Annotated in this window: 18 protein-coding genes and 1 pseudogene; 10 read left to right on the forward strand and 9 right to left on the reverse strand. The window is 63.5% G+C overall.

Translation table 11 applies throughout. From position 1 onward, the window contains the following. Positions 1 to 40: 40 nt before the first annotated feature. The 7 genes and pseudogenes from HUS66_RS02960 to leuC form a co-directional block, all read right to left on the reverse strand. Positions 41 to 676, reverse strand: a pseudogene (locus HUS66_RS02960) (phosphoribosylanthranilate isomerase); the annotation flags it as partial. Positions 677 to 758: 82 nt separating this feature from the next. Beyond that, positions 759 to 1,703 (reverse strand): tRNA pseudouridine(38-40) synthase TruA, encoded by a 945-nt coding sequence (truA, locus tag HUS66_RS02965; protein ID WP_175069484.1) that lies wholly within the window; start codon positions 1,701 to 1,703, stop codon positions 759 to 761. A 7-nt stretch (positions 1,704 to 1,710) separates the two neighbouring features. Next, positions 1,711 to 4,473 (reverse strand): FimV/HubP family polar landmark protein, encoded by a 2,763-nt coding sequence (locus tag HUS66_RS02970; RefSeq protein ID WP_175069485.1) that lies wholly within the window; start codon positions 4,471 to 4,473, stop codon positions 1,711 to 1,713. A gap of 295 nt (positions 4,474 to 4,768) precedes the next feature. Next, positions 4,769 to 5,881: an aspartate-semialdehyde dehydrogenase gene (asd, locus tag HUS66_RS02975; protein WP_175069486.1), complete on the reverse strand. Its 1,113-nt coding sequence runs from the start codon at positions 5,879 to 5,881 to the stop codon at positions 4,769 to 4,771. Between the two features lie 163 nt (positions 5,882 to 6,044). Beyond that, complete coding sequence (gene leuB / locus HUS66_RS02980; protein ID WP_175069487.1) at positions 6,045 to 7,124, reverse strand: 3-isopropylmalate dehydrogenase; 1,080 nt, start codon at positions 7,122 to 7,124, stop codon at positions 6,045 to 6,047. A 208-nt stretch (positions 7,125 to 7,332) separates the two neighbouring features. Further along, a complete protein-coding gene (gene leuD, locus HUS66_RS02985; protein ID WP_175069488.1) occupies positions 7,333 to 7,986 on the reverse strand; it encodes a 3-isopropylmalate dehydratase small subunit in 654 nt (217 codons plus the stop codon). Positions 7,987 to 7,989: 3 nt separating this feature from the next. Continuing rightward, positions 7,990 to 9,441, reverse strand: a complete 1,452-nt coding sequence (gene leuC / locus HUS66_RS02990) for a 3-isopropylmalate dehydratase large subunit (protein ID WP_175069489.1) — start codon at positions 9,439 to 9,441, stop codon at positions 7,990 to 7,992. A gap of 246 nt (positions 9,442 to 9,687) precedes the next feature. Here leuC and HUS66_RS02995 point away from each other — a divergent pair, with 246 nt between their 5' ends. Next, positions 9,688 to 10,611, forward strand: coding sequence for a LysR family transcriptional regulator (locus tag HUS66_RS02995; protein WP_175069490.1), 924 nt, complete (start codon positions 9,688 to 9,690; stop codon positions 10,609 to 10,611). A 94-nt stretch (positions 10,612 to 10,705) separates the two neighbouring features. After that, complete coding sequence (locus HUS66_RS03000) at positions 10,706 to 12,082, forward strand: hypothetical protein (protein WP_254628669.1); 1,377 nt, start codon at positions 10,706 to 10,708, stop codon at positions 12,080 to 12,082. Positions 12,083 to 12,163: 81 nt separating this feature from the next. Here HUS66_RS03000 and HUS66_RS03005 read toward each other — a convergent pair whose 3' ends face one another. Then, entirely contained in the window at positions 12,164 to 12,688 is a 525-nt protein-coding gene (locus tag HUS66_RS03005; protein WP_175069491.1) for a zinc ribbon-containing protein, read from the reverse strand. Between the two features lie 199 nt (positions 12,689 to 12,887). Between HUS66_RS03005 and leuS the strand changes: the two genes are divergently transcribed. The 3 genes from leuS (at position 12,888) to holA (ending at position 17,332) form a co-directional block, all read left to right on the forward strand. After that, on the forward strand, positions 12,888 to 15,488 hold the full coding sequence (gene leuS, locus HUS66_RS03010; RefSeq protein WP_175069492.1) for a leucine--tRNA ligase: 2,601 nt from the start codon (positions 12,888 to 12,890) through the stop codon (positions 15,486 to 15,488). A gap of 117 nt (positions 15,489 to 15,605) precedes the next feature. After that, positions 15,606 to 16,121, forward strand: coding sequence for an LPS assembly lipoprotein LptE (gene lptE, locus HUS66_RS03015; protein ID WP_175069493.1), 516 nt, complete (start codon positions 15,606 to 15,608; stop codon positions 16,119 to 16,121). Between the two features lie 152 nt (positions 16,122 to 16,273). Then, complete coding sequence (holA, locus tag HUS66_RS03020) at positions 16,274 to 17,332, forward strand: DNA polymerase III subunit delta (RefSeq protein WP_175069494.1); 1,059 nt, start codon at positions 16,274 to 16,276, stop codon at positions 17,330 to 17,332. Positions 17,333 to 17,408: 76 nt separating this feature from the next. Here the strand turns inward: holA and HUS66_RS03025 are convergent, their stop codons facing one another. Continuing rightward, a complete protein-coding gene (locus HUS66_RS03025) occupies positions 17,409 to 19,388 on the reverse strand; it encodes a hypothetical protein (RefSeq protein ID WP_175069495.1) in 1,980 nt (659 codons plus the stop codon). A 404-nt stretch (positions 19,389 to 19,792) separates the two neighbouring features. Between HUS66_RS03025 and HUS66_RS03030 the strand changes: the two genes are divergently transcribed. From HUS66_RS03030 to HUS66_RS03050, 5 genes are all read left to right on the forward strand, one after another. Then, on the forward strand, positions 19,793 to 20,458 hold the full coding sequence (locus HUS66_RS03030; RefSeq protein WP_175069496.1) for an ABC transporter permease: 666 nt from the start codon (positions 19,793 to 19,795) through the stop codon (positions 20,456 to 20,458). Positions 20,459 to 20,503: 45 nt separating this feature from the next. Next, the gene (locus tag HUS66_RS03035) at positions 20,504 to 21,682 is read left to right on the forward strand and encodes an ABC transporter ATP-binding protein (RefSeq protein WP_175069497.1); all 1,179 of its coding nucleotides are present in this window, start codon (positions 20,504 to 20,506) and stop codon (positions 21,680 to 21,682) included. 3 nt (positions 21,683 to 21,685) lie between these two features. Continuing rightward, positions 21,686 to 22,417 carry an ABC transporter permease gene (locus HUS66_RS03040; protein ID WP_175069498.1) on the forward strand — a complete coding sequence of 244 codons (732 nt, stop codon included), beginning with the start codon at positions 21,686 to 21,688 and terminating at the stop codon, positions 22,415 to 22,417. A 114-nt stretch (positions 22,418 to 22,531) separates the two neighbouring features. Beyond that, positions 22,532 to 23,413: a glycine betaine ABC transporter substrate-binding protein gene (locus HUS66_RS03045; protein ID WP_175069499.1), complete on the forward strand. Its 882-nt coding sequence runs from the start codon at positions 22,532 to 22,534 to the stop codon at positions 23,411 to 23,413. Between the two features lie 103 nt (positions 23,414 to 23,516). After that, complete coding sequence (locus tag HUS66_RS03050; RefSeq protein WP_254628670.1) at positions 23,517 to 24,863, forward strand: MmgE/PrpD family protein; 1,347 nt, start codon at positions 23,517 to 23,519, stop codon at positions 24,861 to 24,863. The last annotated feature ends 51 nt before the right edge of the window (positions 24,864 to 24,914 follow it).

The raw sequence follows: 24,914 nt of genomic DNA on the forward strand, positions 1-24,914 counted from the left end.
TCAGGTCGCTGAACTTGGTCACGAAAGACACCTCACAGGGTCACTGGAACTTGGATGGGTAGGTCGTAAGGACTTGGCGCAAGAAATCGTCGATTTTGGCCGCCGCTTTAATGCCGGGCGCTGCTTCGACGCCGCCGGAAACGTCCACGGCAAAGGGGCCTACGGCACGGATGGCCTGCTGTACGTTCATCGCGTGCAAACCTCCCGCCAGAATAACAGGTTTTGCCAGGTTTGCGGGGATTCGGGACCAGTCGAAGGTCTCGCCGGTCCCGCCAGGAACCCCGGGTTTATAGGCATCCAGCAGCAGTGCCCGCGCCTTGCCATAGGTGCTCGCGGCCGCTTCGAGATCGACCCCTTCGCGCATACGCAGGGCCTTGATATAGGGCCGCGCATACCTCTCGCAGACATCAGCCGTCTCGTCGCCGTGGAACTGCAACAGATCGAGGTGTTCACAGGCCGCCTCGACAAAGGACGCATCCTGATCGACCACCAGACCAACGCGTGTCACGAAAGCAGGCACCCGAGCACTCAGCTCGGCCAGCCGCGCAAGATCGATAGCACGCTTGCTGCCCGGCCAGAGCACGAACCCCAGCGCATCGGCGCCGGCAGCGACGGCTGCGTCAACGTCTTCCTCTCGAGTGAGACCACAGATCTTTACACGCGTGCGCTGCATAGCAGGCCTCTCATGGCAGTCGGCGGCGTTAAGCCCCCTCTTCGGGGCGGCTCAATTCAGGCCAGCACAGCTCGGGGCCACCCCTCTAGCGCGGCTGGCCCGCTTCGATGAACCCTGGCGGCACCGAGGCATGGATCGGTCGGGAACGGCGAAAATCGACCAGCGGACAATCCGGCAGCTCTCGCTCGCCGGTCCACTCGCCCAGGAACGCAAGCAGGTTCGGCCCCAGCGGTTCCCGGGGCAGCTCATAGACCTCATCGTAGACCGAGTCGACGAAGTGCAGACCACACCCCGGTGCCGTGGCGCTACCTTGAGTACGATCTCTTAGCGCTAGCAGCCGCGCCAGATAATCACGTCCCTGCTCGCCACGACCCACGGCGATCAGAGCACCGACGATGTTGCGAATCATGTGGTGCAAGAAGGCGTTGGCCTGGACATCAACCACCACCAGCGCCCCATGGCGATGCACCTCGATGAAATGCAGGTGGCGCTGGGTGGTCTTGGACTGACAGCCCGCGGCGCGGAAGCTAGAGAAATCATTCTCGCCCACCAGCACCTGGGCCGCCTCATGCATGGCGGGCACATCCAGCGGATCACGGCACCAGGTGGCATTGGCACGCTCCAGTACTGGGCGACTGGGCTGATTGAGAATGACGTAGCGGTAACGCCTGCCAAGCGCCAGGAAGCGGGCGTGAAAATCGTCCGGTACCGCTTTGACCCAGTGTACGGCGATATCACGCGGCAGGTTGGCATTAGTGCCAAATACCCAGGCCTTCTCGGAGCGCGGCGCCGGGGCATCGAAATGCACAATCTGACGAGTAGCGTGAACGCCACTGTCAGTCCGGCCGCTACAGTGAACGGTGACGGGGGTATTGGCCACACGGGCCATGGCTTTTTCGAGCGCGCCCTGCACCGAGGGGGCGTGCTTCAGGCGCTGCCAGCCACAGTAGTGGCTGCCATCGTACTCGACCCCCATGGCCAGACGGCCGGTCAGGGGATGTGTTTCATCAAGGGACTCGAAAAGGGGCATCGGCTCATCATAGGTTGTGCTGGGCGATCAGGCGGCTTGCCTGTTCGCGGGTCTCGCTATCCCCTTCTTCCAGTGCCCGAGCGAGCAGACCTTGCGCCTGGTCATGGTCGCCCTGCTCGAGGAGTGCCTCGGCATCGCTGACCAGCGCCCGAGCTTTCGGCGGGGAATCGGCAGGCCAGCTATTATCCAGATGCAGCGGCTCGAAAGCCACCTCCTCAATGTCCAATTCCTGTTCGTTGACGCCAAACGTCGAGCTACGGGACGGGGTATCAGCCTGGCGCATCAGCTCAGCCAGGTTGCTGCCCGCATCCTCACCGACTGCAGGCGTATCTGTATCCTCATCGTCAGCAGGCGCCTCCTCACCGCCGAAAGGCACTTCGTGCTGGTCCGCAGCAGGGGCTTGCGACGGGGGGAACTCGACACTGGGCTGCATAGGCGTTTCTTCATGTCCTGCGGGCTCAGGCTCCAGAGTCGGCGGGCGATAATCGATCATATGATCGTTCGTCGACTCCGGCGGCTCGCTCTCATCAGGCGACGCCTTCCCGGTGTCGCTGACGTCTGCCTGCCTCTCGGACGGCTTGTGGGCGGTGCTGCGTTCGCTTTCGTCTCGCCCAGTCTCTTCCTCTACCCCTGCCTCCTCAGCAGGGCTGGCACTATGGGGCTCGCCAGAAGCCGCCGAGCTAGCGGCACCTGCAGCCGACTCATCCTGACCGCTATTCGACGCGCTCTTCAAGGCCTCACTGATCTGCTCCGGCGCCACTTCCTTTCCTTCCTGCCAGGACGGCCGGGCATGCCGGCCCTTGCCGTCGAACGCAACCGGCTCACGCTCGATGGGCGGGCGGAACGCCTCGGTCGGCTCGACCGGCGCCAGACTAATCGATGATGGTGCCTCCGCATCGCCTGCCGATGGGGTCTGCTGCTCGCCGTCAGCGTCATCAGTTCCAGTGGAAGCTTCGGCCTCGGATGGCGTCGGCACAGCTCGCTCACGAGCCATCAGCCGCTCGAGCTCAGCCTGCCGAGCGGAATCAGTATCGCTGGAAAGGTGTTCCGCCTGTGCGTGGGCCTGCTGCCACTGCCCTTGCTCGACCAGCACCTTGACCAGCTTGAGTCGCAGGTCAGGGCGGTCGGGCTCGGCGCCGAGGCTCTCTTCAAGCAGCGCCTGAGCCTTCTCGTAGCGGCCATAGGCGATAAAGATATCCGCCTCACTGACGGCCTCGGCCCGAGGCATCAGTGCGTCTTGCGCATCCGGCGCAAAACGCTCAGACGCGTTGCCCGCCCTGGCCCCCTGGGCCTCGCCCACCGAAGAAGCGGCGGAAGTCGACACCTGATCGGTGGCATATGCCTGGGCGGCCGCTCGACGGCGACGCACTAGCCACCAGAGCGCCAGCAACACCACCAAGCCGACGCCCGCCAGCTGCCCATAAAGACTGCGCCCCAGCTGGCCAAGCGAAGCCCACAGCGGCATCAGGTAGCGCTCGACGAGACCCGTTGCCGCCGGCTCGCTTGCGGCCTGATCGACACTTTCGGCCTGACGCTCTGAAAGGGCCGACAGGTTGGCACGCAGTTTGGCGACCTCTTCACGCAGCGAGGCTAATTCGGCCTGGGCACGATCACGCTCCTCGCGCATGGCGGCAAGGGACTGCTGGCTCTGAGACAAGCGAGCCTCCAGCCGGTCGAGGCGCTGATTCTGTTCGCTCGCGTCAGGCATGGCGGCCTCGACCTCGGACTCGATTTGAGCATCTGTCAGCAGGGTCAGGCGTTGCGTACCGGGCTGAACTTCCGGGGAAGCAACGGCTTGAACAGCCGACGTTTGTGCGGCCTGAGAAAGAGAGTCGACTGCCTGCACAAGGCCAGGTGCGGCACCGGCGTTGTCTTGAGCAGGCTTGTCGGCAGCCCTATCGGCAGCGTTTGCGGTGTCGTCAGCTGAGCCTGCGGCCTGCTGAGAGGCCGTCGATGAGGCGACCTCCGGGGCCGGTTCGCCGCGAGCGAAGGCGCTATTCTGGGCCTGCACCTGCTGCCAGGCGTCTTCCGTAGAGCGTGACGCAATCTGTTCCCGGGATGGCACCTCCAGCACATAGCCTGCCCGCAGCCGATTGATATTACCGCCCGGAAAGGCCTCGGGATTGGCATCCAGCAGCGCCATCATCATCTGCGATATGGAGATGTCGGCATCCGGGCGCAGTCGCTCGGCGACGCTCCACAGGGTTTCGCCGGAATCGACGTAGCCAGGGCCCCGCTCGCGGGTTGCAACCGAGGTCTGAGTAGGCTCGGCTTGACGCCGGTTATCCGGCTGAGCGCTTTCCACAAGCTGGGGGCTCTCTTCTGGCTGAGGGCTCCCAGCAGCAGGAATGGTGGGCGTAGCCGACTGCGAGCCGAAACCGGGCGGGTCGAAGAGCAGTGTGACCTGATGCCGCAGGGTGACGTCAGGCCCACTGATGTCCACCAAGAGATCGAGATATGGGGTGCGCACCGCTCGCGACGACTGCACCCGAACGGCAAGCCCACCAGACTGAGGTTCGACCGACAGACTCAGGGCATCGACCAACAGGCTACGCTCGAGGCCGACACGCCGGTAATCATCGGCATCAGCAAGGCTAACCGTCAGATTCTGCGCCGATATCCCCTGCGCATCCGTCAGCGGAAGGGTCGCTTCAAGCGGCGCGCCCAGCGCCGAGTCCACTTTTGCTTCACCCACGCCCAAGGACCAGGCCAGGGGGCTCATGGCAGACAGCGACGTCAACAAGATGACCAGAGAAAACTTGCGGTTCATGGCGGCGATGGGCCTCACACAGGTGTCGGAGGCAACGTACTCGCACATTAGGGGCTTCAACTAAGAGTGTGAGTCACGACAGCCTAAATCATCGAATTTTCATCTCATTCTACCCACAGTTTGCGCTAACGGGGAGCGTCGAGTAAGGCAAACCGAGCCGCCATTTCAACGCTGATGAAGATATGCAACGACGCTTCATCCGGTTTTGGGACGCACGAGGCCGGCGCAAGGCGACGCTCATCAGCACAAAAAACGCCTCCCGGCGGGGAGGCGTCAGAGTCGACCATAGAGCGGATTATTGCTCGCGTAGAATCTTCAGCATGCGCTTGAGCGGCTCGGCGGCCCCCCACAGCAACTGGTCGCCGACAGAGAAGGCAGAGAGATACTCGCCGCCCATGGCCAGTTTGCGCAGACGGCCCACCGGGACGTTCAGGGTGCCGGTAGCGGCAGCCGGCGTCAGGCCATCAATGGTCGCGTCCTTGTCGTTGGCGATGACTCGCACCCACTCGTTGTGCTTGGCCAGGCGATCTTCGATCTCATCAAGTGGCACGTCTTGCTTGAGCTTGATGGTGAAGGCCTGGCTGTGAGAACGCATGGCACCGATGCGCACGCACAGGCCATCGATGGGGATCGGGTTGTTATCGAGACCGAGAATCTTGTTGGTCTCGGCACCACCCTTCCACTCTTCCTTGCTCTGGCCGTTTTCCATGGGCTTGTCGATCCAGGGCAGCAGGCTGCCGGCCAGCGGAGCACCGAAGTTGTCGGTCGGGAAGCTTCCGCTGCGCATGGTCTCGGTGACCTTGCGGTCGATGTCGAGGATGGCACTCGACGGATCGGCAAGCTCGGTAGCCACGCTGTCACGCAGGCTGCCCATCTGGTTGAGCAGCTCACGCATGTGCTTGGCACCGGAACCGGAAGCGGCCTGATAGGTCATCGAGGTCATCCACTCGATCATGTTGGCCTCGAACAGACCACCAAGCCCCATCAGCATCAGGCTGACCGTGCAGTTGCCGCCGACAAAGGTCTTGGTGCCACGGGCCAGCTGAGCGTCGATGACGTCGCGGTTGACCGGGTCCAGCACGATGGTGGCGTCGTCGGCCATGCGCAGGGTACTGGCCGCATCGACCCAGTAGCCCTTCCAGCCGGTCTGGCGCAGGTCCTTGTAGACCTTCTCGGTGTAGTCGCCGCCCTGGCAGGTGACGACCACGTCCAGCGCCTTGAGCGCATCCAGATCGAAGGCGTCCTTGAGCGGGGGCACGTCCACACCGACATCGGGCCCGGGCTGACCGACCTGGGAAGTGGTGAAGAACACCGGCTCGATGCCGACGAACTCATTGTCTTCCTGCATGCGCTGCATGAGCACGGAGCCCACCATGCCACGCCACCCCACGAAACCGACTGTCAACATGTGAAGTCCTCCAGAAAAGAATTAGCCGTCAAGTATACACGAGCCGCCCCCATCGCACAGAAGGGGCCGGTTCTATCGAAATTTCAACCCTGTACGGGTAGACATGGATCACTGGCCCAGCCCTGCCAAACCAGCCCTGCAGACTCGAGCTTGAACGCCTGGCTCACTGTGCATTGAACGCCGCCAGCACGGCATCGCCCATCTCACCGGTAGACACCTGGCGAGTACCGGCATAAGCAATATCGGCGGTGCGCAGACCGTCATCCAGCACCTTGCCGACGGCCGCCTCGATGCGCTCGGCCAGCGCGGCCTCATTCAGCGAGTAGCGCAGCATCATCGCCACCGAAAGGATGGTCGCCAGCGGATTGGCCACGCCCTGACTGGCGATATCCGGTGCACTGCCGTGGCAGGGTTCGTACATGCCCTGACCGTCGGCGTTGAGCGAAGCCGAGGGCAGCATGCCGATCGAGCCGGTAAGCATGGCGGCGGCGTCTGACAGGATGTCGCCAAACATGTTGCCGGTGACGATGACGTCGAACTGCTTGGGCGCACGCACCAGCTGCATGGCGGCGTTATCGACATACATATGGGTAAGCTCAACGTCCGGATATTCCGGTGCCAAACGCTCCATGACCTCGCGCCACAGCATGGTGGCCTCGAGCACGTTGGCCTTGTCCACCGAGCACAGCTTACCGCCGCGTTTGCCCGCCATCTCGAAGGCCACCCGACCGATACGCTCGATCTCGGCTTCCGAGTAGACATAGGTATTGAAGCCCACCCGCTGGCCGTCGCGCTCCTCGATGCCGCGCGGCTGACCGAAATAGATGCCGCCGGTGAGCTCGCGCACGATCATGATATCGAGACCGGACACCACCTCAGGCTTGAGGCTCGAGGCCTCCGCGAGCTGCGGATAGAGCAGCGCCGGGCGCAGATTGCCAAACAGCGCAAGCTCCTTGCGCAACCCCAGCAGCCCCTTCTCGGGACGCTTGCTGATATCTTCAAGCTTGTCCCACTTCGGCCCGCCCACGGCGCCGAGCAGGATCGCATCCGCGCGGCGTGCCTGCTCGAGGGTCTGCGCTGGCAGCGGTTCACCATGGGCGTCATAGCCCGCACCGCCCACCAGTCCTTCCTCGATGTCGGCGTCAAGGCCAGTGGCCTGACAGGCCTTGAGAATCTTGACCGCCTCAGCGGTGATTTCCGGGCCAATGCCGTCCCCCGGCAAAACGAGAATCTTGCGGCTCATGTGCTGTGGCTCTCTTGGCAATCGGGCCCGCGTAGCGGCCCCGGTCGTTCAATGATTGAACCGCCAGGCGAGGCGAGCCCGCCTGACGAAAAGAAGATGGCGCTTCCCTGCGCATTCGCCCCTGAGGGCATCCCTTTTCTTCAGTGTCCAGCGTTGAGGCTGGAAGGTTGGCCCACTGGTATCAGACACCAGCAGGGCCGGTTCGCTATCAGGCCTTGGCTGGCTCGCGGAACAGCCAGGGTCGTGCGGCCCGATGTCTGGCTTCGAAGTCGCGAATGGCGTCTTCGTCTTGCAGAGTGATGCCGATGTCGTCGAGGCCGTTGAGCAGGCAGTGCTTGCGGAAGGCATCGACGTCGAACTCGAAGATTTCACCGGCCGGCGTGGTCACACGCTGGTTCTCGAGGTCGACATCCAGACGGTAGCCTTCATTGGCCTCGACTTCCTGGAACAGCTGCTCGATGACGTCTTCTTCGAGCGTTACCAGCAGGATGCCGTTCTTGAAGGCATTGTTGTAGAAGATGTCGGCGAAGCTCGGTGCGATGACCACGCGAAAGCCGAAATCCTCAAGCGCCCAGGGCGCGTGTTCGCGTGAACTGCCACAGCCAAAGTTGCGCCGGGCCAGCAGCACGCTGGCGCCCTCGTAGCGTGGCTGGTTGAGCACGAAATCCGGATTGAGCGGACGCTGCGAGACATCCTGGCCCGGATAGCCTTCATCCAGATAGCGCAGGGCATCGAACAGGTTGACGCCAAAGCCGGTGCGCTTGATGGACTTCAGAAACTGCTTGGGAATGATCAGGTCGGTATCGACGTTGGCCCGGTCGAGCGGTGCCACCAGGCCCTGCTGACGTTCGAACTTGTGCATGGCTCAGGCCTCCAGGGGCTGGTTGTCATGATGGGTGCCGAACTGGCGAACATCCACGAAATGACCGGCAATCGCCGCGGCGGCTGCCATCGCCGGGCTGACCAGATGGGTGCGCCCGCCGAAGCCCTGGCGACCCTCGAAGTTGCGATTCGAGGTCGAGGCACAGTGCTCGCCGGCGCCGAGCTTGTCGGCGTTCATGGCCAAGCACATCGAACAACCCGGCTCACGCCACTCGAAGCCGGCCTCGGTGAAGATCTTGTCGAGCCCCTCGGCTTCGGCCTGACGCTTCACCAGGCCAGAGCCCGGCACCACCATGGCGAGCATGATGGAATCGGCGACCTTGCGCCCCTTGGCGACCTCGGCGGCCGCACGCAGATCCTCGATACGCGAGTTGGTGCAAGAGCCGATGAACACCTTGTCGAGACGGATATCGGTGATCTTCTGCTTGGCCGCGAGCCCCATGTACTCCAGTGCCCGGCTGTAGCTTCCCTTGACGGTATCATCGGCGGATTCGGCAGGATCGGGGACCTCGCCGGAGATGCCCGTCACCATCTCGGGGCTGGTGCCCCAGCTGACCTGAGGCTCGATATCCTCGGCACGAATCTCGACCACCTTGTCGAAGTCGGCATCGGCGTCGGAGACCAGCTCGCGCCAGTCGGCGACGGCGGCCTCCCACTGCTCGCCACGCGGGGCGAAGGGGCGCTCGGCCAGGTAGTCGATGGTGGTGTCGTCGACGCCGATCAGGCCAACCCGAGCGCCCGCTTCGATAGCCATGTTGCAGACCGTCATGCGGCCCTCCATGGACAGCTCGCGCATCGCGCTGCCGGCAAACTCGATGGCATAGCCGGTCCCGCCGGCGGTGCCGATGCGGCCGATGATCGCCAGCACCACGTCCTTGGCGGTGACGCCAGTGCCGAGCGAACCCTCGATCCGCACCTGCATGTTCTTCATCTTCTGGGCCAGCAGGCACTGGGTCGCCAGCACGTGCTCGACCTCGGAGGTACCAATGCCATGGGCAAGAGCCGCGAAGGCACCGTGGGTCGCGGTGTGCGAGTCGCCGCAGACCACCGTCATGCCCGGCAGAGTAGCGCCCTGCTCTGGGCCAACCACATGCACGATGCCTTGGCGGGCGTCGTTGATGCGAAACTCTTCAATGCCAAAGGATTCACAGTTATCGTCAAGGGTCTGCACTTGGATCAGCGATACCGGATCCTTGATGCCGGCATTGCCTTCGGCGCGCTCGATTACCGTAGTCGGCACGTTGTGATCGGGTGTGGCGAGGTTGGCATCCAACCGCCACGGCTGACGCTTTGCCAGGCGCAGCCCCTCGAATGCCTGGGGCGAGGTCACCTCGTGCAGCAGCTGACGATCGATGTAGATCAGCGCGGTGCCATCATCGCGCTCCTTCACCAGGTGCTGTGACCACAGCTTGTCATAAAGCGTCTGGCCTGCCATGTCTCTCCTCCACGGGGCTGTCTTCGCCCTCTGATTGATCTCGCCGCACCTGATGCTTTGCGCATCTAAGGTGTCGTTGCCATGAGTCCGAGGTTAGGGGGCACTACACATAAAAGCAATTCATGTTATTTATGATACAGATTCCATAATGGAATATCATAGTCGGCGCGCGACGCCCCCACCGATCCGGGCGACCCGGCGCCTGTTTCCGGGCCCCGGGACCGCTGCCCGCTCAAGGAGCCGATCATGGACACCCAAAGCCTGCAGGCCTTCCTCGCCGTCACCGACTGCGGTTCCTTTTCACTGGCCGGCGACCAGCTTCACCTGACGCAACCCGCCGTCAGCAAGCGTATCGCCACGCTCGAGGAGCAAGTCGGCTCGCGCCTCTTCGACCGTATCGGCCGCCGGGTCACCCTGACCGAGGCCGGCGCCCTGCTGCTGCCGCGCGCTCGTCAGATTCTGCTGATGGTCGACGACAGCCGCCGCGCACTATCGAACCTTGCCGGCGATGTGGCCGGCAGCTTGACGCTCGCCACCAGTCATCATGTCGGCCTGCACCGGCTGCCGCCCCTGCTCAAGACTTTCACCCACGACCACCCGGCCGCCAACCTGGATCTGCGCTTCCTCGATTCCGAGCAGGCCTATCAGGGCGTGCTCGACGGCGCCCTGGAAATCGCCGTGGTCACCCTGGCCCCGGTACCCGACCCGCAGCTGATGGTGGTCCCGGTATGGATCGACCGGCTGCGCTTCGTCTGCGGCAATGACCACCCCCTTGCCCAGCATGCTAAGCGCCATGAGCGGCTGTCCATGTCGGCACTCGCCGCACACCCTGCGGTATTGCCGGGCCCTTTGACCTTCACCCGCGGCATCGTGCTGGAGACCTTTTCCCGGGAGGAGCTGAGCGTAGAGGTGGGGCTATCCACCAACTACCTGGAGACGCTCAAGATGATGGCCTCGATCGGCCTGGGCTGGAGCGTGCTGCCGGAGAGCATGATCGACGAGGACCTGCACATCCTGCCCATCGACCATCGCCCCATCGAGCGGCCACTGGGTTACCTGGTACACCGCAACCGCACGCTTTCCAATGCCACCCAGGCGATGATCGCGCTACTCGAGGCAGCACGCACGCCGGAGGCCCGCCAATGGGCCCCACCAACCGCCAAGACCTGAAGGCTCATCATCCCGGTGCCTGCTTGACCAGATTCCCCAGCTTGCTCGGGCTTGCCGATTTGCCTAGCATGCTAATTTTCTTGGATTCTTGCCCATGCCGCCCCATTCGCCGTCGCCTTCAGCGGACGAGCAACGCCCATCAGCTACCGCTCCTGCCAAGACTAGCGGACGTCAGCGACTGGCTGGACTCATCATCGCCCTCGGTCTGGCCTTCCAGATCGTGCGCCTGGCAGGCCTCGCCACCGTGGCCCCGCTGGTCGGCGTCGCCTTCTGGCTGGCCATTACCCTGCTGTGGCGCGACCTGCCCACCCGCAACCGTCGCCAGGTCGGAGCGCTCGCGGCGATCGGCGCGGCGCTGCTGGTGATCAGCCGGGCCCTCTATGGCCAAACGCTTGCCTGGGATCAGGTACTGGACGGCAATACCTTCGTGGTCGCCATGCTGGTAGGGGTCAGCTTCATCGGCCTGATCAACCGCCGTTCACCGTCGCCCGGCACTCGGATACACGGTGGGCGGGGCGTGATCACCACCTGGCTGAGCGTCCACCTGCTCGGCGCGATCCTGAATCTATCCTCGGTTTTCTTGATCGGCGATCAGCTCAAGCGCAGCGACGGTCTGCGCCTCCCCCAGCTACTGACACTCAACCGCGGACTCTCGAGCGCGGCATTCTGGTCGCCCTTCTTCGCCGCCATGGGTGTGGCCATGGGCCTGGCGCCCCAGCTCGACTTTGCCGTGGTGCTCGCCGCCGGTGTGCCCCTGGCCGCCCTCTCCGGCGTACTGACACGCCTCGAACTGGCGCGACGCTTCGATCTTGAGCATGTCGAGGGCATCTCCCTTTCCCCGCACGACCTGCTGATGCCGGTGGGTCTGGCGCTGCTGGTGCTGGGCTTCCACTACGGCCTGACGCCAGAGCTATCCATCGTCAGCATCATCACCTTTCTGCTACCCGCCACCGCGCTTGCCGCCAACCTGCCCCGCGGCCTGGTCTTGACCTCGAAGCGAATGGTCCAGCATACCCGGGAACGCCTGCCAGCAATGCGCGGTGAAATTTCGCTATTCCTGGCGGCGGGTCTCTTCACCCAAGGGCTCTCGACCTTTATCGATGCCGCTACCGGCGGCCAGTGGGTGCTGTTCGAACACTTCGGGGCGGGACAAGCCATGCTCAGCTATCTGGCCATCGTCGCCAGCGCCGTGATCGGGCTTCATCCGATCATCGGCATTTCGACCCTGGCATCGCTGCTGAACCTGGATAGCGCCAACCAGACGCTGGTCGGCATGGTGGCCCTGAGCGCCTGGGCAGTGGGAACGGCCACCGGACCACTGTCGGGCATCAACCTGTCGCTGCAGGGCCGTTATGGCATCAGCGGCGGGGTAATGATGCGCCACAACCTGGTCTATGCCCTGGTCATGTCGCTGGGGGTGTGCCTGGCCATCGGCCTACTGGCCGCCCTAAGTGGCGCGGGCGGTCAGTAGCGGGGTCGCCTGACATTACTGGCTCGCTCGCGTGACAATCGCTGACGTTTCGCCCTCCCCTAGAACCCAAGGCAAGCCGGTCTATTGACTGGCGGCCTGAGGCCCTCGCGCGAAATAGCGGTGCCCGCACTGATGACAGGGCTCGAGGCGCGCCACCTCGCTAAGTGTGACTTCACTGCCGCAGTGCACGCAGCTCAAGAGGCCGGGGGCAATCATCTCGCCTTCGCAGTAGTCGGCGCGAGCCGCTTCCAGGTCGTCCTCGAAGCGCAGCCTATCGATCACGGTACGGTCGGCGATCGAGAACAGCGCCTCACGAATCCGCCGTGACAGCACGTCGAGGTCGATACCCAGCCAGCTGGCCACGCCTTCGCCGCCAGCGGCGAGATAGTGCCGCATGTCTTTGAGGTCGCGCTCGACCCAGGCTCGCAGCAGTGAAAGCTCGTCGCGGGTGTAGTCTTCGACCTCCGCCTCGAACTCCACTGCATCGTCGAGATCCTTTTGCAGGTTTTCCCATGACAGCTCCTTGGCGCCATCCTGAAGCCGCCCCAGCAGTCGCTCATAGCCCTCACGCAGGCGATGGTCTGAATGCTTATCCTGATCGCTCATCTGAGTCTCCTTTGAACCTTCCTTGATCTGGCCATACGCTGACCAAGTGCGAGGCCCCTACCTGCTCAGGCCCCGCTGCGGTATGCTTGGTCCCCATTTAGACGCTATCTTCCCGTGCCATCAAGCCTTTTGCTTCTCAAGCGCATGGGAAAGTCCTCTGCTTTTCGCCACCTACGCTACAAGGTAATCACTCAGACCGATGGACGCACAGTACAAGCCTCACGACATCGAACGCGACGCCCAGCAGTTCTGGACCAAGCACCAGTGCTTCAAGGCAGTAGAAGACGCCAATCGCGAAAAGTTCTATTGCCTATCGATGTTCCCCTACCCCAGCGGCAAGCTGCACATGGGGCACGTGCGTAACTACACCATCGGCGATGTGGTCTCGCGCTTCCAGCGCATGCAGGGCAAGAACGTGCTGCAGCCCATGGGCTGGGACGCCTTCGGCATGCCGGCCGAAAACGCCGCCATCAAGAATCAGGTACCGCCGGCCGAGTGGACCCACCAGAACATCGACTACATGCGCGACCAGCTCAAGGCGCTCGGCTTCGCCTATGATTGGGACCGCGAGTTCGCGACCTGCGACAGCGACTATTATCGCTGGGAACAGTGGTTCTTCACCAAGCTGGTCGAAAAGGGCCTGGTCTACAAGAAGATGTCGACGGTCAACTGGGACCCGGTCGACCAGACCGTGCTCGCCAACGAGCAGGTTATCGACGGCTGTGGTTGGCGCTCCGGCGCGCCGGTCGAGCGCAAGGAAATCCCGTTGTGGTTCCTGAAGATCACCGACTATGCCGACGAGTTGCTCGCCGATCTCGACCATGTCGACTGGCCCGAGCAGGTCAAGACCATGCAGCGCAACTGGATCGGCAAGTCCAAGGGCGTCGAGCTGGCCTTCGACGTGACCGGCCATGACGACGTCGAACCGCTGCGGGTCTATACCACCCGTCCCGACACCCTGATGGGCGTGACCTACGTCGCCGTGGCGGCCGGACACCCGCTGGCCAAGGCCGCCGCCGAGCACAATCCGGCGCTTGCGGCGTTCAACGCAGAGTGCGCCCACGGCGGCACCTCCGAGGCCGAGATGGCCACCATGGAGAAGAAGGGCATGGATACCGGCTATCTGGCCGTTCATCCCCTCACCGGTCGTCAGGTACCCATCTATGTGGCTAACTTCGTGCTGATGGAATATGGCACCGGCGCGGTGATGGCGGTACCCGCCCACGACCAGCGCGACTGGGAGTTCGCCACCAAGTACGAGCTGCCCATCGAGCCGGTGATCGCCACTGAAGACGGCCTGATCCCGGACATCAGCGCCGCCGCCCATGACGAGCACGGCGTGCTGATCAACTCCGGTGAGTTCGACGGCCTCGATTTCCAGGCAGCCTTCGATGCCATCGCCGCCAAGCTGGCCGAACAGGGCCACGGCGAGGTCAAGACCAACTTCCGCCTGCGTGACTGGGGCGTGGCGCGCCAGCGCTACTGGGGTGCGCCGATCCCGGTCAAGTACGGTCCCGAAGGCCAGACCGTACCGCTCACCGACGACGAGCTGCCGGTATCCTTGCCCACCGAGGTCACCGTCGATGCCTCCGGCTCGCCGCTCAAGAAGATGCCCGAGTTCAGCGATCTCGGCGACGGCTGGGTGCGCGAAACCGACACCTTCGACACCTTCATGGAGTCCAGCTGGTACTACGCCCGCTTCTGCTGCGCCGACAACCATGAGGCGATGCTCGACGAGCGTGCCAACTACTGGCTGCCGGTGGATCTGTACATCGGCGGCATCGAGCACGCCATCCTGCATCTGCTGTATGCGCGCTTCTTCCACAAGCTGATGCGCGACTTCGGCCTGGTCGAGTCCGACGAGCCCTTCAAGCGCCTGCTGACCCAGGGCATGGTCATTGCCGAGACCTACTACCGGCCCACCGCCAACGGCGGCAAGGACTGGTTCAACCCGGCCGACGTCGAGGTCAAGCGCGACGACAAGGGCCGGCCAGTGAGCGCCGTGCTCATCGAAGACGGCGAGCCGGTGGAAATGGGCGGCATCGAGAAGATGTCCAAGTCCAAGAACAACGGCGTCGACCCCCAAGCGATGATCGACCGCTTCGGCGCCGACACCGTGCGCCTGTTCATGATGTTCGCCGCGCCCCCCGAACAGTCGCTGGAATGGTCCGATAGCGGCGTCGAAGGCGCCCACCGCTTCCTGAAGCGCCTGTGGCGCCTGGTCGCCGAGCACGTCAATGCCGGCACGCCGGGCGAGGTCGATTTCAGCCAGCACAGCAATGAGCTGACCGACGAGCAGCGCGAGCTGCGCCGCAAGACCCACGAGACCATCAAGAAGGCCAGCGACGACATCGGCCGGCGCACCACCTTCAATACCGCCATCGCCGCGGTGATGGAACTGACCAACGCCATTGGCCGCTTCCAGAACGAGGGGAAAGCTGCCAGCCCGCTGGACCTGGCGATCGCCCGCGAGGCGGTCGAGGCCTGCGTGCTGCTGCTTTCACCGATCACCCCGCACGCCTGTCACGGCCTGTGGGCCAAGCTAGGGCACGACGCGCCGGTGATCGACGCTGGCTGGCCGGTATTTGACGAGTCCGCCCTGGCCCGCGACACCCTCGAGCTGGTGGTGCAGGTCAACGGCAAGCTGCGCGCCCGCCTCGAAGTGCCCGCCGACGCCGACAAGGCCGCCATCGAGGCTCAGGCCATGGCCGCCGAGAACGTCCAGCGTCACCTCGAAGACAAGACGGTGCGCAAGGTCATCGTGGTGCCGGGCAAGCTGGTCAATATCGTTGTTGGCTAACGGACCGCTGGCTAACGGACTGCTGGCTAACACATTGCCGGGTCACGGATTGCCGGATAACGGATGGGTGAGAAAAGGTTGTCGGTTCAGCCGGTCAAGCACACGAGGGAGTCGATCATGCAACGCCGCCGCTTTCTGAAGCAGGGTCTCAAGGTCGCCATGGGCGCGGCCGCCGTGAGTGTGCTGGGGCTTGGCCTCAGCGGCTGTGGCTTTCAACTGCGGGGCTATGGCGAGTCCATCCCCGCCCTGGACGCCTTGGCGCTGGCCGGCGCCAATGATGACCTCACCCCCGTGGTGCGCAAGGCGCTGACCCGTGCCGGTACTCAGATCGACGATCAGGCCGCCCTGCGCCTCAACCTGGGGCGAGCAACCATCAACGAGACCAACCGAGGCATGGCCGGCGCCGGCAGTCGCGACATCGACCTGACCCTGACGGTGCCCTTCTCGGTGCAGCGCCAGGCCAACGATGCCTACCTGCTCGACCAGCAGACCCTCAACGTCAGCGAGCGCATCAGCATCAACGACAACGATCTGCTGGCCCAGGATGACGCCCGTCGTGCCGCCAGGGAGAGACTTCGCAAGGCCGCCGCGCGCCAGCTTCTCGAGCGGCTGCGGCCACTGGCCGAGCAATGATAGTCAAGGCCCTGCCTCGAAACCTCGACGAGCGAAGGCCAGACCAGGCAAAAGCTCGTGAGTAAACGGAGTTTACAAAGGAGTAAATGAGTATTTTGAGCGAGCTTTTAACGCCGTATGGGCGAGCGCAGACAGGTTTTAGGTAGGGCCGTATGAAGGTATTTCCCGACAAGCTCCCCCCGGCGCTCGCCAAGGGCCTGCCGCCGGTCGTGATCGTCGCCGGCGACGAGCCGCTGATCCATATGGAAGCCTGCGATGCCGTGCGCACTGCCGCCCGCCAGGCCGGCATCGAGGAACGCGAGGTGCTGCACGTCGAGAACGGCTTCCAGTGGGGGCGACTTACCGAATCCGCCGCCAGCCTGTCGCTGTTCGCTTCGTCGAAACTCATCGAGCTTCGCCTGGGTGGCCAGGCCCCCGGCCAGGAAGGCGGCAAGGCGCTGGAGGCCTACGCCGATCAGATGAAGGGCAGCGACAACCTGCTCTTGATCATGGCCGACAAGCTCGACCGCCGGCAGCAGCAGAGCAAGTGGTTCAAGGCGTTGGACAAGGCCGGCCTCTTCGTGCCGGTATGGCCGGTGGATCACCAACGCCTCGGCTTCTGGATGCGCGATCGCGCCAGCCATCACGGCCTGAGCATGGATATGGAGGCCGCCCGCCTGCTCGGCGAGCGCACCGAGGGTAACCTGCTGGCCGCCGACCAGGAGCTGCAGAAGCTCGCGCTGCTGTTGCCGCGAGGCGCCAGGCTCGATGTGGCCGCGATCACCCAGGGGGTGGAAGACAGCGCCCGCTACGATGTCTTCACCCTGAGCGATGCCTGCCTGCGGGGCGAGCGGGAACGCGCCTCGCGGATCCTCAAGAGCCTGCAGCGCGAGGGCCTCGAGGCGCCCATCGTGCTGTGGGCGCTGACCCGCGAGCTGCGCATTTTGCTCTCGCTCTATCAGCACCTCGATCAGGGCCAGAGCTTCGAGCATGCCTGCAAGGCCCAGAAGCCGCCGATCTTCGACAAGCGGCGCCCCGCCTACCAGCAGGCCCTGAACCGGCTGCCGGTCAAGCGCCTGCACAAGCTGCTGCTGTTTTCCCAGCGCCTGGATCTCGCCATCAAGGGCGCCGGTGCCGTCCCGCTGTGGGACGGCCTCCACGACCTGGCGCTGACCCTGGCCGGCGGTCGCGGCCTGCTGGCGGAATCGCCGCAGTCCTACAAGGTCGGCTGACCCTGATCTTGCCTTACCTTCATAACGCCTTCTGGAAGTCTGCACCAAATGAGGCGCTGCTCCGCAGCGCCAACGCCTAGACGTCCACCGCCCAACTGGTTCGGCCTAACGCCATGACGCGGGCCACTTCCTCCTCGGGAACGGCGTTGATGTCGCCAAGCTCCAGCGGATCCAGGTGATAGACGTAAAGCCGCGAGGCAAACTCGGCGATGGGCAGTGACGCCTCGCCGTTCAGCTCATCGTTGCCCTGAATCGCGCAGACTATGCCTTGCCCCCAGTCCTGGCCGCTATCGTTGTTGGGGTTATAGAAGTAGACGCGCATTGCGTCCTTGGCGTCCAACGCCACGCGCAAGATGGTGATGGCGTGTCGACCCACATAGCGCCCCCCACTGTCAGTGACGGCGATACCAGCGGGCTGGGGGTGGATCACTGGCATATGGCCGTTGTAATAAGGGTGGTAACTGGCATAGAACTGACGAATGAATCCCTCGTAGTCATCGATGTTACCGGTGTCGATGTTGACCACCACACGGAAACCGTGACCCACCCACCAGCCGTAGAATTCCGGATTGATCCAGCGGTGTAGGTCATCGTCACGCTCACCGCAAAGACGCCCCATTTCCATGTAGAGGCGATCAAGATGCGGTACCAGAATCAGGGACACGGCATCGACATCCAGCGGGGACTCCTTGGCGAGGCCAGACTCCAACCCCTTGGACGATATCTGCTGGCCCTCGAACCGCGTCAGTACCTCATCATCACGCGCCGCCCAGGCGACGAGCTGCAATAGATAGTCCGGGTCGTTATCGGCCCACATGGACAAACCAATCACCGACTGACAGGTAGGGTTGTTGCCCTGCCCGACACCCAGCGGCAGGCCCAGAATACTCAGCACGCCGGCAAGCAGGTAAACCCGTGGTGGGTGCGCGTCGCCAAAGACGCCTGTCAAGGTTTCCGAGGTCGCGGCGGACAGCTTGAGTTCGATTTGCCGCCACAGCCCGGCGGCGACCGTTGGCGCGAAGAAGGTGCCACGTTCGAGCATCATGACCAGGCCATATACGGCCTGACTGGTTTCAGCAAAAATAGCCTCATCTATCAGCCGGTACACCAGCGCGCTGTAGCATTGCAGGGCATCGAGGCCCGTCATGCTCAGCCCCAAGGCGTCGGGGATCAAATCGTCGAACTTGCCGCGCAGATGACGCAGAAAGACCGCGTGATACGCCGATACCAGTCCCGTTTCATGCATCGCATGCGCAAAGGCACCCGCCTCGTCGGCCAGCGTGTCTCGGTCCATGGCCCCCAGGCGCTCGAGATACACCGTCACGCCCGGATCTTCGCGGCAGCCCGGGGTCGGCCCAAAGAGTGCACTGACCAGACGCGCAGCTCCCTCTGTACCAGCGGTTTCGATATTCGGGTCAAAGAGGCACTTGGCAATCTGGCCGATCATTTCCTTGATGCTGTCGGTCTGAATCGGGCGTTGAACCAGCAGGCGTCTGACTTCGTCGACCAGACTGGCGAGAATGCTTTCATAGCCCAGCCGGGCAAGCAGGTATTGATACAGCGACTGGACGATGGCCCCCAGCGCCTGTGGGCGTTCGCGGTCCGCCTCGCTCATTTGCCCGGCCAACAGGTCCAGATTCAGGGCCATCACCTGGGTCAGGAAATTCCTGGCCTGTTCGGCAGAAATACCTGAATGAAAGTAGTCACCTGATACCACCGCCAGCAGGCGAAGCTCGCTGAGCGCCTCAATGACCGTGATCTCGGCGCTGCTTTGTCGCAATGAACGCACCGCCAACACTGGCTGCAGGATGGAAGGCTGTGCCCAATCTCGTCCGGTGAAGACTCCCGCCTCCTCTACATCCGAGACGCGAGCATAAAGTGCTTCCAGCCCCTCGCTCGTCGTCATGACGACCCTGGCCGACTCCAGCACCGCGTTGCTAGAGGCCTTGGGGTCCGTCGTACGGGCCTGTCTGAACCGCTCAAGGGCCGCCTCGAAATTGGCGACTGCCTGAGGAGTGTCGATAGGAGTATCGATAACGGGATGCTCTGTGTTCATGACACCGGATACCTTCCATTGCGACGCATTGCGGCAAAGTTGCCAATCCCTTCACGCATTGAGCATATAGAGAAAGCCTGACGGCTGATATGACCACTGATCGCTGGTCCCAGCGCCTCGAGCCTCCTACCTCGCCCTCCTCTTTTCCCCTTGCGCAACATCATGAAGCGGCACACAGTAAGCGGTCGCTTATGCGCTTGAATCACCATCAGCAATAATTGGCATTTTGTATCGTCATCCATATCGATAACAATTGGCTATGCCGCTCTGCTACGCTTAGCCCGTTCCCGCGCCGGCACCCCCTGTCCGCGTGATTATCGGCGCTGGCCCGAGTGCACAGCACCGTCATCCCGGGCCGGCGAACGCCTGCCGGCCTTGAGACACAATAATCAAGGAGACGACGCTTGGAACTGTTTCAATATGCTCTGGACAATCTGGAGCTCTTGCTGACCCGCACCATTGAGCATATCTCGCTGGTGGGTGTAGCGGTCGGCATCGCGACCCTGACGGGAGTGCCGATCGGCATCGCCATCACCAAGAATGAGCGCGCCGCCAAGACCGTGCTCTACATCGCCTCGATCATCGTGACGATTCCTTCCATCGCGCTGTTCGGCATCATGATCCCGATTCTGTCCATCATCGGACAGGGCATCGGTTATATGCCGGCGGTCATCGCGGTGCTGCTCTATTCGCAGCTACCGATCATTCGCAACACCTACACCGCCATCAATAACGTCGACCCGGCCCTGCGCGAGGCCGCTCGCGGCATCGGCATGAGCCAGAACCAGCGCCTGCGCATGGTCGAGATTCCGCTCGCCGTGCCGGTGATCATGGCCGGCGTGCGCACCGCCGTGGTGCTCAACATCGGCGTTATGGCCATTGCCGCCTACATCGGCGCGGGCGGGCTCGGCACCTTCATCAGCCGCGGTATTTCTCAGTCCGATCCGCGCCAGCTGATCCTCGGCGCAGTGGCCGTCAGCGTGCTGGCGATCATCGTCGACTACTCACTGCTGGCGCTGCAGAAGCGCCTGACGCCCAAGGGCATGGAGCGCGCCGCCGCCACCACCTGAGCCGTCATTCGTGCCACATTCTGCCGACCAGACAAGGACCGCTTCATGATTCGACTCGATAACCTGACCAAGGTCTTCGACACGCCCAAGGGCGCCGTGACCGCCGCCGACCACATCAGCATGGAAGTTCCGAGCGGTGAAATCTGCATCCTGCTCGGCCCCTCCGGCTGCGGCAAGACCACCACCCTGAAGATGATCAACCGCATCGTCCGCCCGACATCGGGCAAGGTGTTCATCAATGGTGAGGACACCACCAGCCTCGATACCCAGGACCTGCGCCGCAATATCGGCTACGTGATCCAGCAGATCGGTCTGTTCCCCAACATGACCATCGAGGAAAACATTACCGTGGTCCCCAAGCTGCTGGGCTGGGACAAGGCCAAGTACCGGGAGCGCGCACGGGAAATGATGCGCATGATCGCGCTGGAGCCGGACGCCTTCCTCAAGCGCTATCCAAGCGAGCTTTCCGGCGGCCAACAGCAGCGTATCGGCGTGGCCCGGGCGCTGGCCGCCGATCCGCCCGTGATGCTGATGGACGAACCCTTCGGCGCCATTGACCCGATCAATCGGGCAGTGATTCAGGACGAATTCCTGAAGATGCAGCAGGACCTCAAGAAGACGATCATGTTCGTCAGCCACGACATCGACGAAGCGATCAAGATGGGCGACCGCATCGCCATCTTCCGGGCCGGTAAGCTGGTCCAGTACTCGGAGCCTGACGAGCTGCTCGCCGCGCCCAAGAACGACTTCGTCGAGTCCTTCCTCGGTGAGGATCGGGCCCTCAAGCGCCTCAACCTGGTCAAGGTGCGCGACCTGGCCAGCGACGAGATCGGGCTGGTTCGCCCGGACGATACCCTCGAGACGGCGCTCAAGCGCATCGAAGAATACGGCTATCAAAACAGCATCGTAATGGTGAACGACAAGCGCCAACCGGTGGGCATCATCAACGCCGCCGTGGCCCGCACCACCAAGGGCCATTGCCGGGACCACTTCCAGAGCGTGCCAGTGGTGGTCAGCCTCGACGACGACCTGCGCAAGGTCGCCTCGCTGATGTTTGCCAACGACATGACCTGGGTAGCCTGCGTCGATAACGATGGTCGCATCGTCGGCCAGATCACCCAGCGGGCGATTACCCACCACCTGGGGTCGCGCTATCGGACTCACTCTCGCGACCAGGCCACTCTGGATGCCGCGGCATCGCTGTCACCGGCCGACAAGGAGTAAGCCATGCCGACGCTGAACCTCTCTGGGGCAATGCGCCTGCTGGTGCTGGTGGCCGTCTTCGTGGCTGGGGTCTGGAGCCAGTCCAGTGGCGTGATCGACGACTTCATCTTCTACATACCAGACATCCAGTACCTGGCCGTGCAGCACCTGTGGCTGACCGCCATCTCTGGCAGCCTGGCGATTATTGTCGCCATTCCACTGGGCACCCTGCTATCGCGCCCCAGCATGGAAAAGGTTGCCGAATCCGCGATGCAGGTGCTCAACGTGGGCACCACCATCCCGACGCTTGCGGTGCTGGCGTTGTCGATGAGCTTCCTGGGCATCGGCACCGTGCCTGCCGTATTCGGGCTATTCGTGGCGACACTGTTGCCGATCACGCGCAACACCTACACAGGGCTCAAGGGCGTTTCGCCGGCTCTCAAGGAAGCCGCGGCAGGGATCGGCATGTCGCCCACCCAGCGTCTGCTAAGGGTCGAGCTACCCAATGCCCTGTATGTCATTTTTGCCGGTATCCGCACGGCACTGGCCATCAACGTCGGCACCGTGCCACTGGCCTTTTTGATCGGGGCCGGTGGCCTTGGCGAGCTGATCTTCACCGGCATCGACCTCTATGACCCGGTCATGATGCTCTCCGGCGCCATCCCCACGGCCTTGCTGGCGATCGTGGTGGATATGTTGATCGCCGTCAGCGCTTTCCTGCTGGTGCCAAGGGGTGTGAACCCGAGCCGGGCCTGATGCAGGAACCCAAGCCCGGCAAGGACGCATGACCTACGACAAGACGCATGACTGACGCCTCGTCATTCACCACCAATAATTAATGACCGACACATCACAGACAGGAGCGACACCATGAAAACCTTGATGACCCTGCTCACCGGCGCCGCACTGGCCGGCACCCTGGCGACCGCCCAAGCCAACGAGATCGTGGTGGGTGGCAAGAACTTCACCGAGCAACAAATCCTTGCCAGCATGACCAGCCAGTATCTCGACGGACTGGGCTATGACGTCGAGAAACGTTCCGGCATGGGCTCCGCCGTGCTGCGCCAGGCCCAGGAAAACGGCCAGATCGACCTCTACTGGGAATACACCGGTACCTCGCTGATCAACTACAACGACGTCACCGAGCGCCTGTCGCCGGAAGACACCTACACGCGTGTCAAGGAGCTCGACGCCGAGAAGGGCCTGGTCTGGCTGGCGCCCTCCGACGCCAACAACACCTACGCCCTGGCCATGCGTGAAGACGATGCCCAGGAACGTGGCATCAAGACCCTTTCCGACCTTGCCCAGGCGGTCAACGACGACGAAGGCCTGACCTTCGCCCTGAATGCCGAGTTCTATGCCCGCGAGGACGGCTGGCGCCCCCTGCAGCAAGCCTATGACTTCCGCGTCGGCCGCGGCGACGTCAAGCGCATGGATTCCGGCCTGGTCTACCAGGCCCTGCGTGACAGCCAGGTCGACGTCGGCCTGGTATTCGCTACCGATGGCCGCATTCCGGCCTTCAACTTCCAGGTGCTCGAAGACGACCAGAACTACTTCCCGGCCTATGCGTTGACCCCGGTGGTGCGAGAAGAAACCCTCGCGGCCAACCCTAAGCTCGAGGGCCAGATGGGCAAGCTTTCCAGCCTGCTCGACGATGACACCATGTCCAGCCTCAATGCCCAGGTCGACGTCGAGAAAGAAACCATCGAGCGGGTCGCCGAAGGCTTCCTCAAGGAGCACGACCTGCTGTGATCGACGCCTGAGCGGGTACCGCCCCGCTTGCGCGCTCGTCTCGAAGGCCGCCCTGAGGGGCGGCCTTCTTTTTGCCACCCGCCTTGCTTACGAGATCACTGCCATGCCGGAGCTGACGAAACAGGAACTCACCGCGCACGGGCCCACAAAGGAGCTGGACCCACTCGACTGGATGTGCCGGGTCGATCTTTCGATCCTCGGCGAGGCCGACCTGCACCAGGCCAAGCGCTGCCTGCTCGACTTGCTGGGCGTCGCCGCTGGCGCCACCCGCACAGCGCTGGCCGACAAGGCCGTGCGCTTCGTGACCAGCCAGCACGGTGGCGACCGTCCGCTGCTGTTCGCAACCGGGCGGGCCTCACCCACCGGCGTCGCCTTGCACGGCGCCTGGCTGATCGATGCCCTCGATGCCCACGACGGCCAGGTGCTGACCAAGGGACATTCAGGCGTGGCCCTGCTACCCGGCCTGCTTGCCCTGCCCGAGGTTGCCAAGCTGTCGGGACGCGACTTTCTTGCCCTGCTCGTCTACGGCTACGAGATCGCCACCCGCGCGGGGATTGCCCTGCACGCCACCAGCCCGGACTACCACACCTCGGGCGCCTGGAACGCGCTTGGCGTCGCGGCAGTGGCCGCTCGCCTGCGCGGCTTCGGCATCGAGACCCTGCATCACGCACTCGGCATCGCCGAGTTCTATGGCCCGCGCAGCCAGATGATGCGCTGCATCGACCATCCGACGATGCTCAAGGACGGTTCCGGCTGGGGTGCCATGACCGGCATCTCGGCGGCCCTGCTGGCCGAAGATGGCTTCACCGGCGCCCCGGCGCTGACCATAACGGCGCCTCAGGTAGCCTCTATCTGGCAGGACCTGGGCGAACGCTGGTACCTGCATGAACAGTACTTCAAGGCCTATCCGGTGTGCCGCTGGGCGCAACCTGCGGTAGAAGCCGTGCTGGCGCTACGGACCGATAAGCGCGACCCGGCAAGGATCGAGCGCATCGAGATCATCACCTTCCACGAGGGCAAGCGCCTGCATGTGACCCATCCCGCCACCACCGAGCAGGCCCAATACAGCCTGCCCTGGTCGGTGGCCTGCGCGCTTGGCCGCGGCAGCGTGGATGTCGCCGGCGTCTGCGACGAGCTAAACGCCCCGGACCTCAAGGCCCTGGCCAGCAAGGTGGAGATTCATGAGGATGAGGCCTTCAACGCCCGCTTTCCCGCCGAGCGCTGGGCTCGTGCCAGGCTGCATCTCGATAGCGGCGAAGTGATCGAAAGCGCCGACGCGGAGGCCCGCGGCAACCCGGACACGCCCCTCACGGATGCCGAGGTGATCGCCAAGTATCAGGCACTGGCGGAGCCCGTACTAGGAAGCAGAGCGACGCGGCTGCGCGAGGTGGTGATGAGCCTGGAGGCGCGCCCCGCAAGCGACCTGCTGGCCCTGCTGAACGAACCTTGAAGCACCGCCATGCGAGTGCGATGATCCACGGCGATGGCTCGTCGCTCCCAC

Source organism: Onishia taeanensis, assembly GCF_013349955.1.
GTDB lineage: Bacteria > Pseudomonadota > Gammaproteobacteria > Pseudomonadales > Halomonadaceae > Onishia > Onishia taeanensis_B.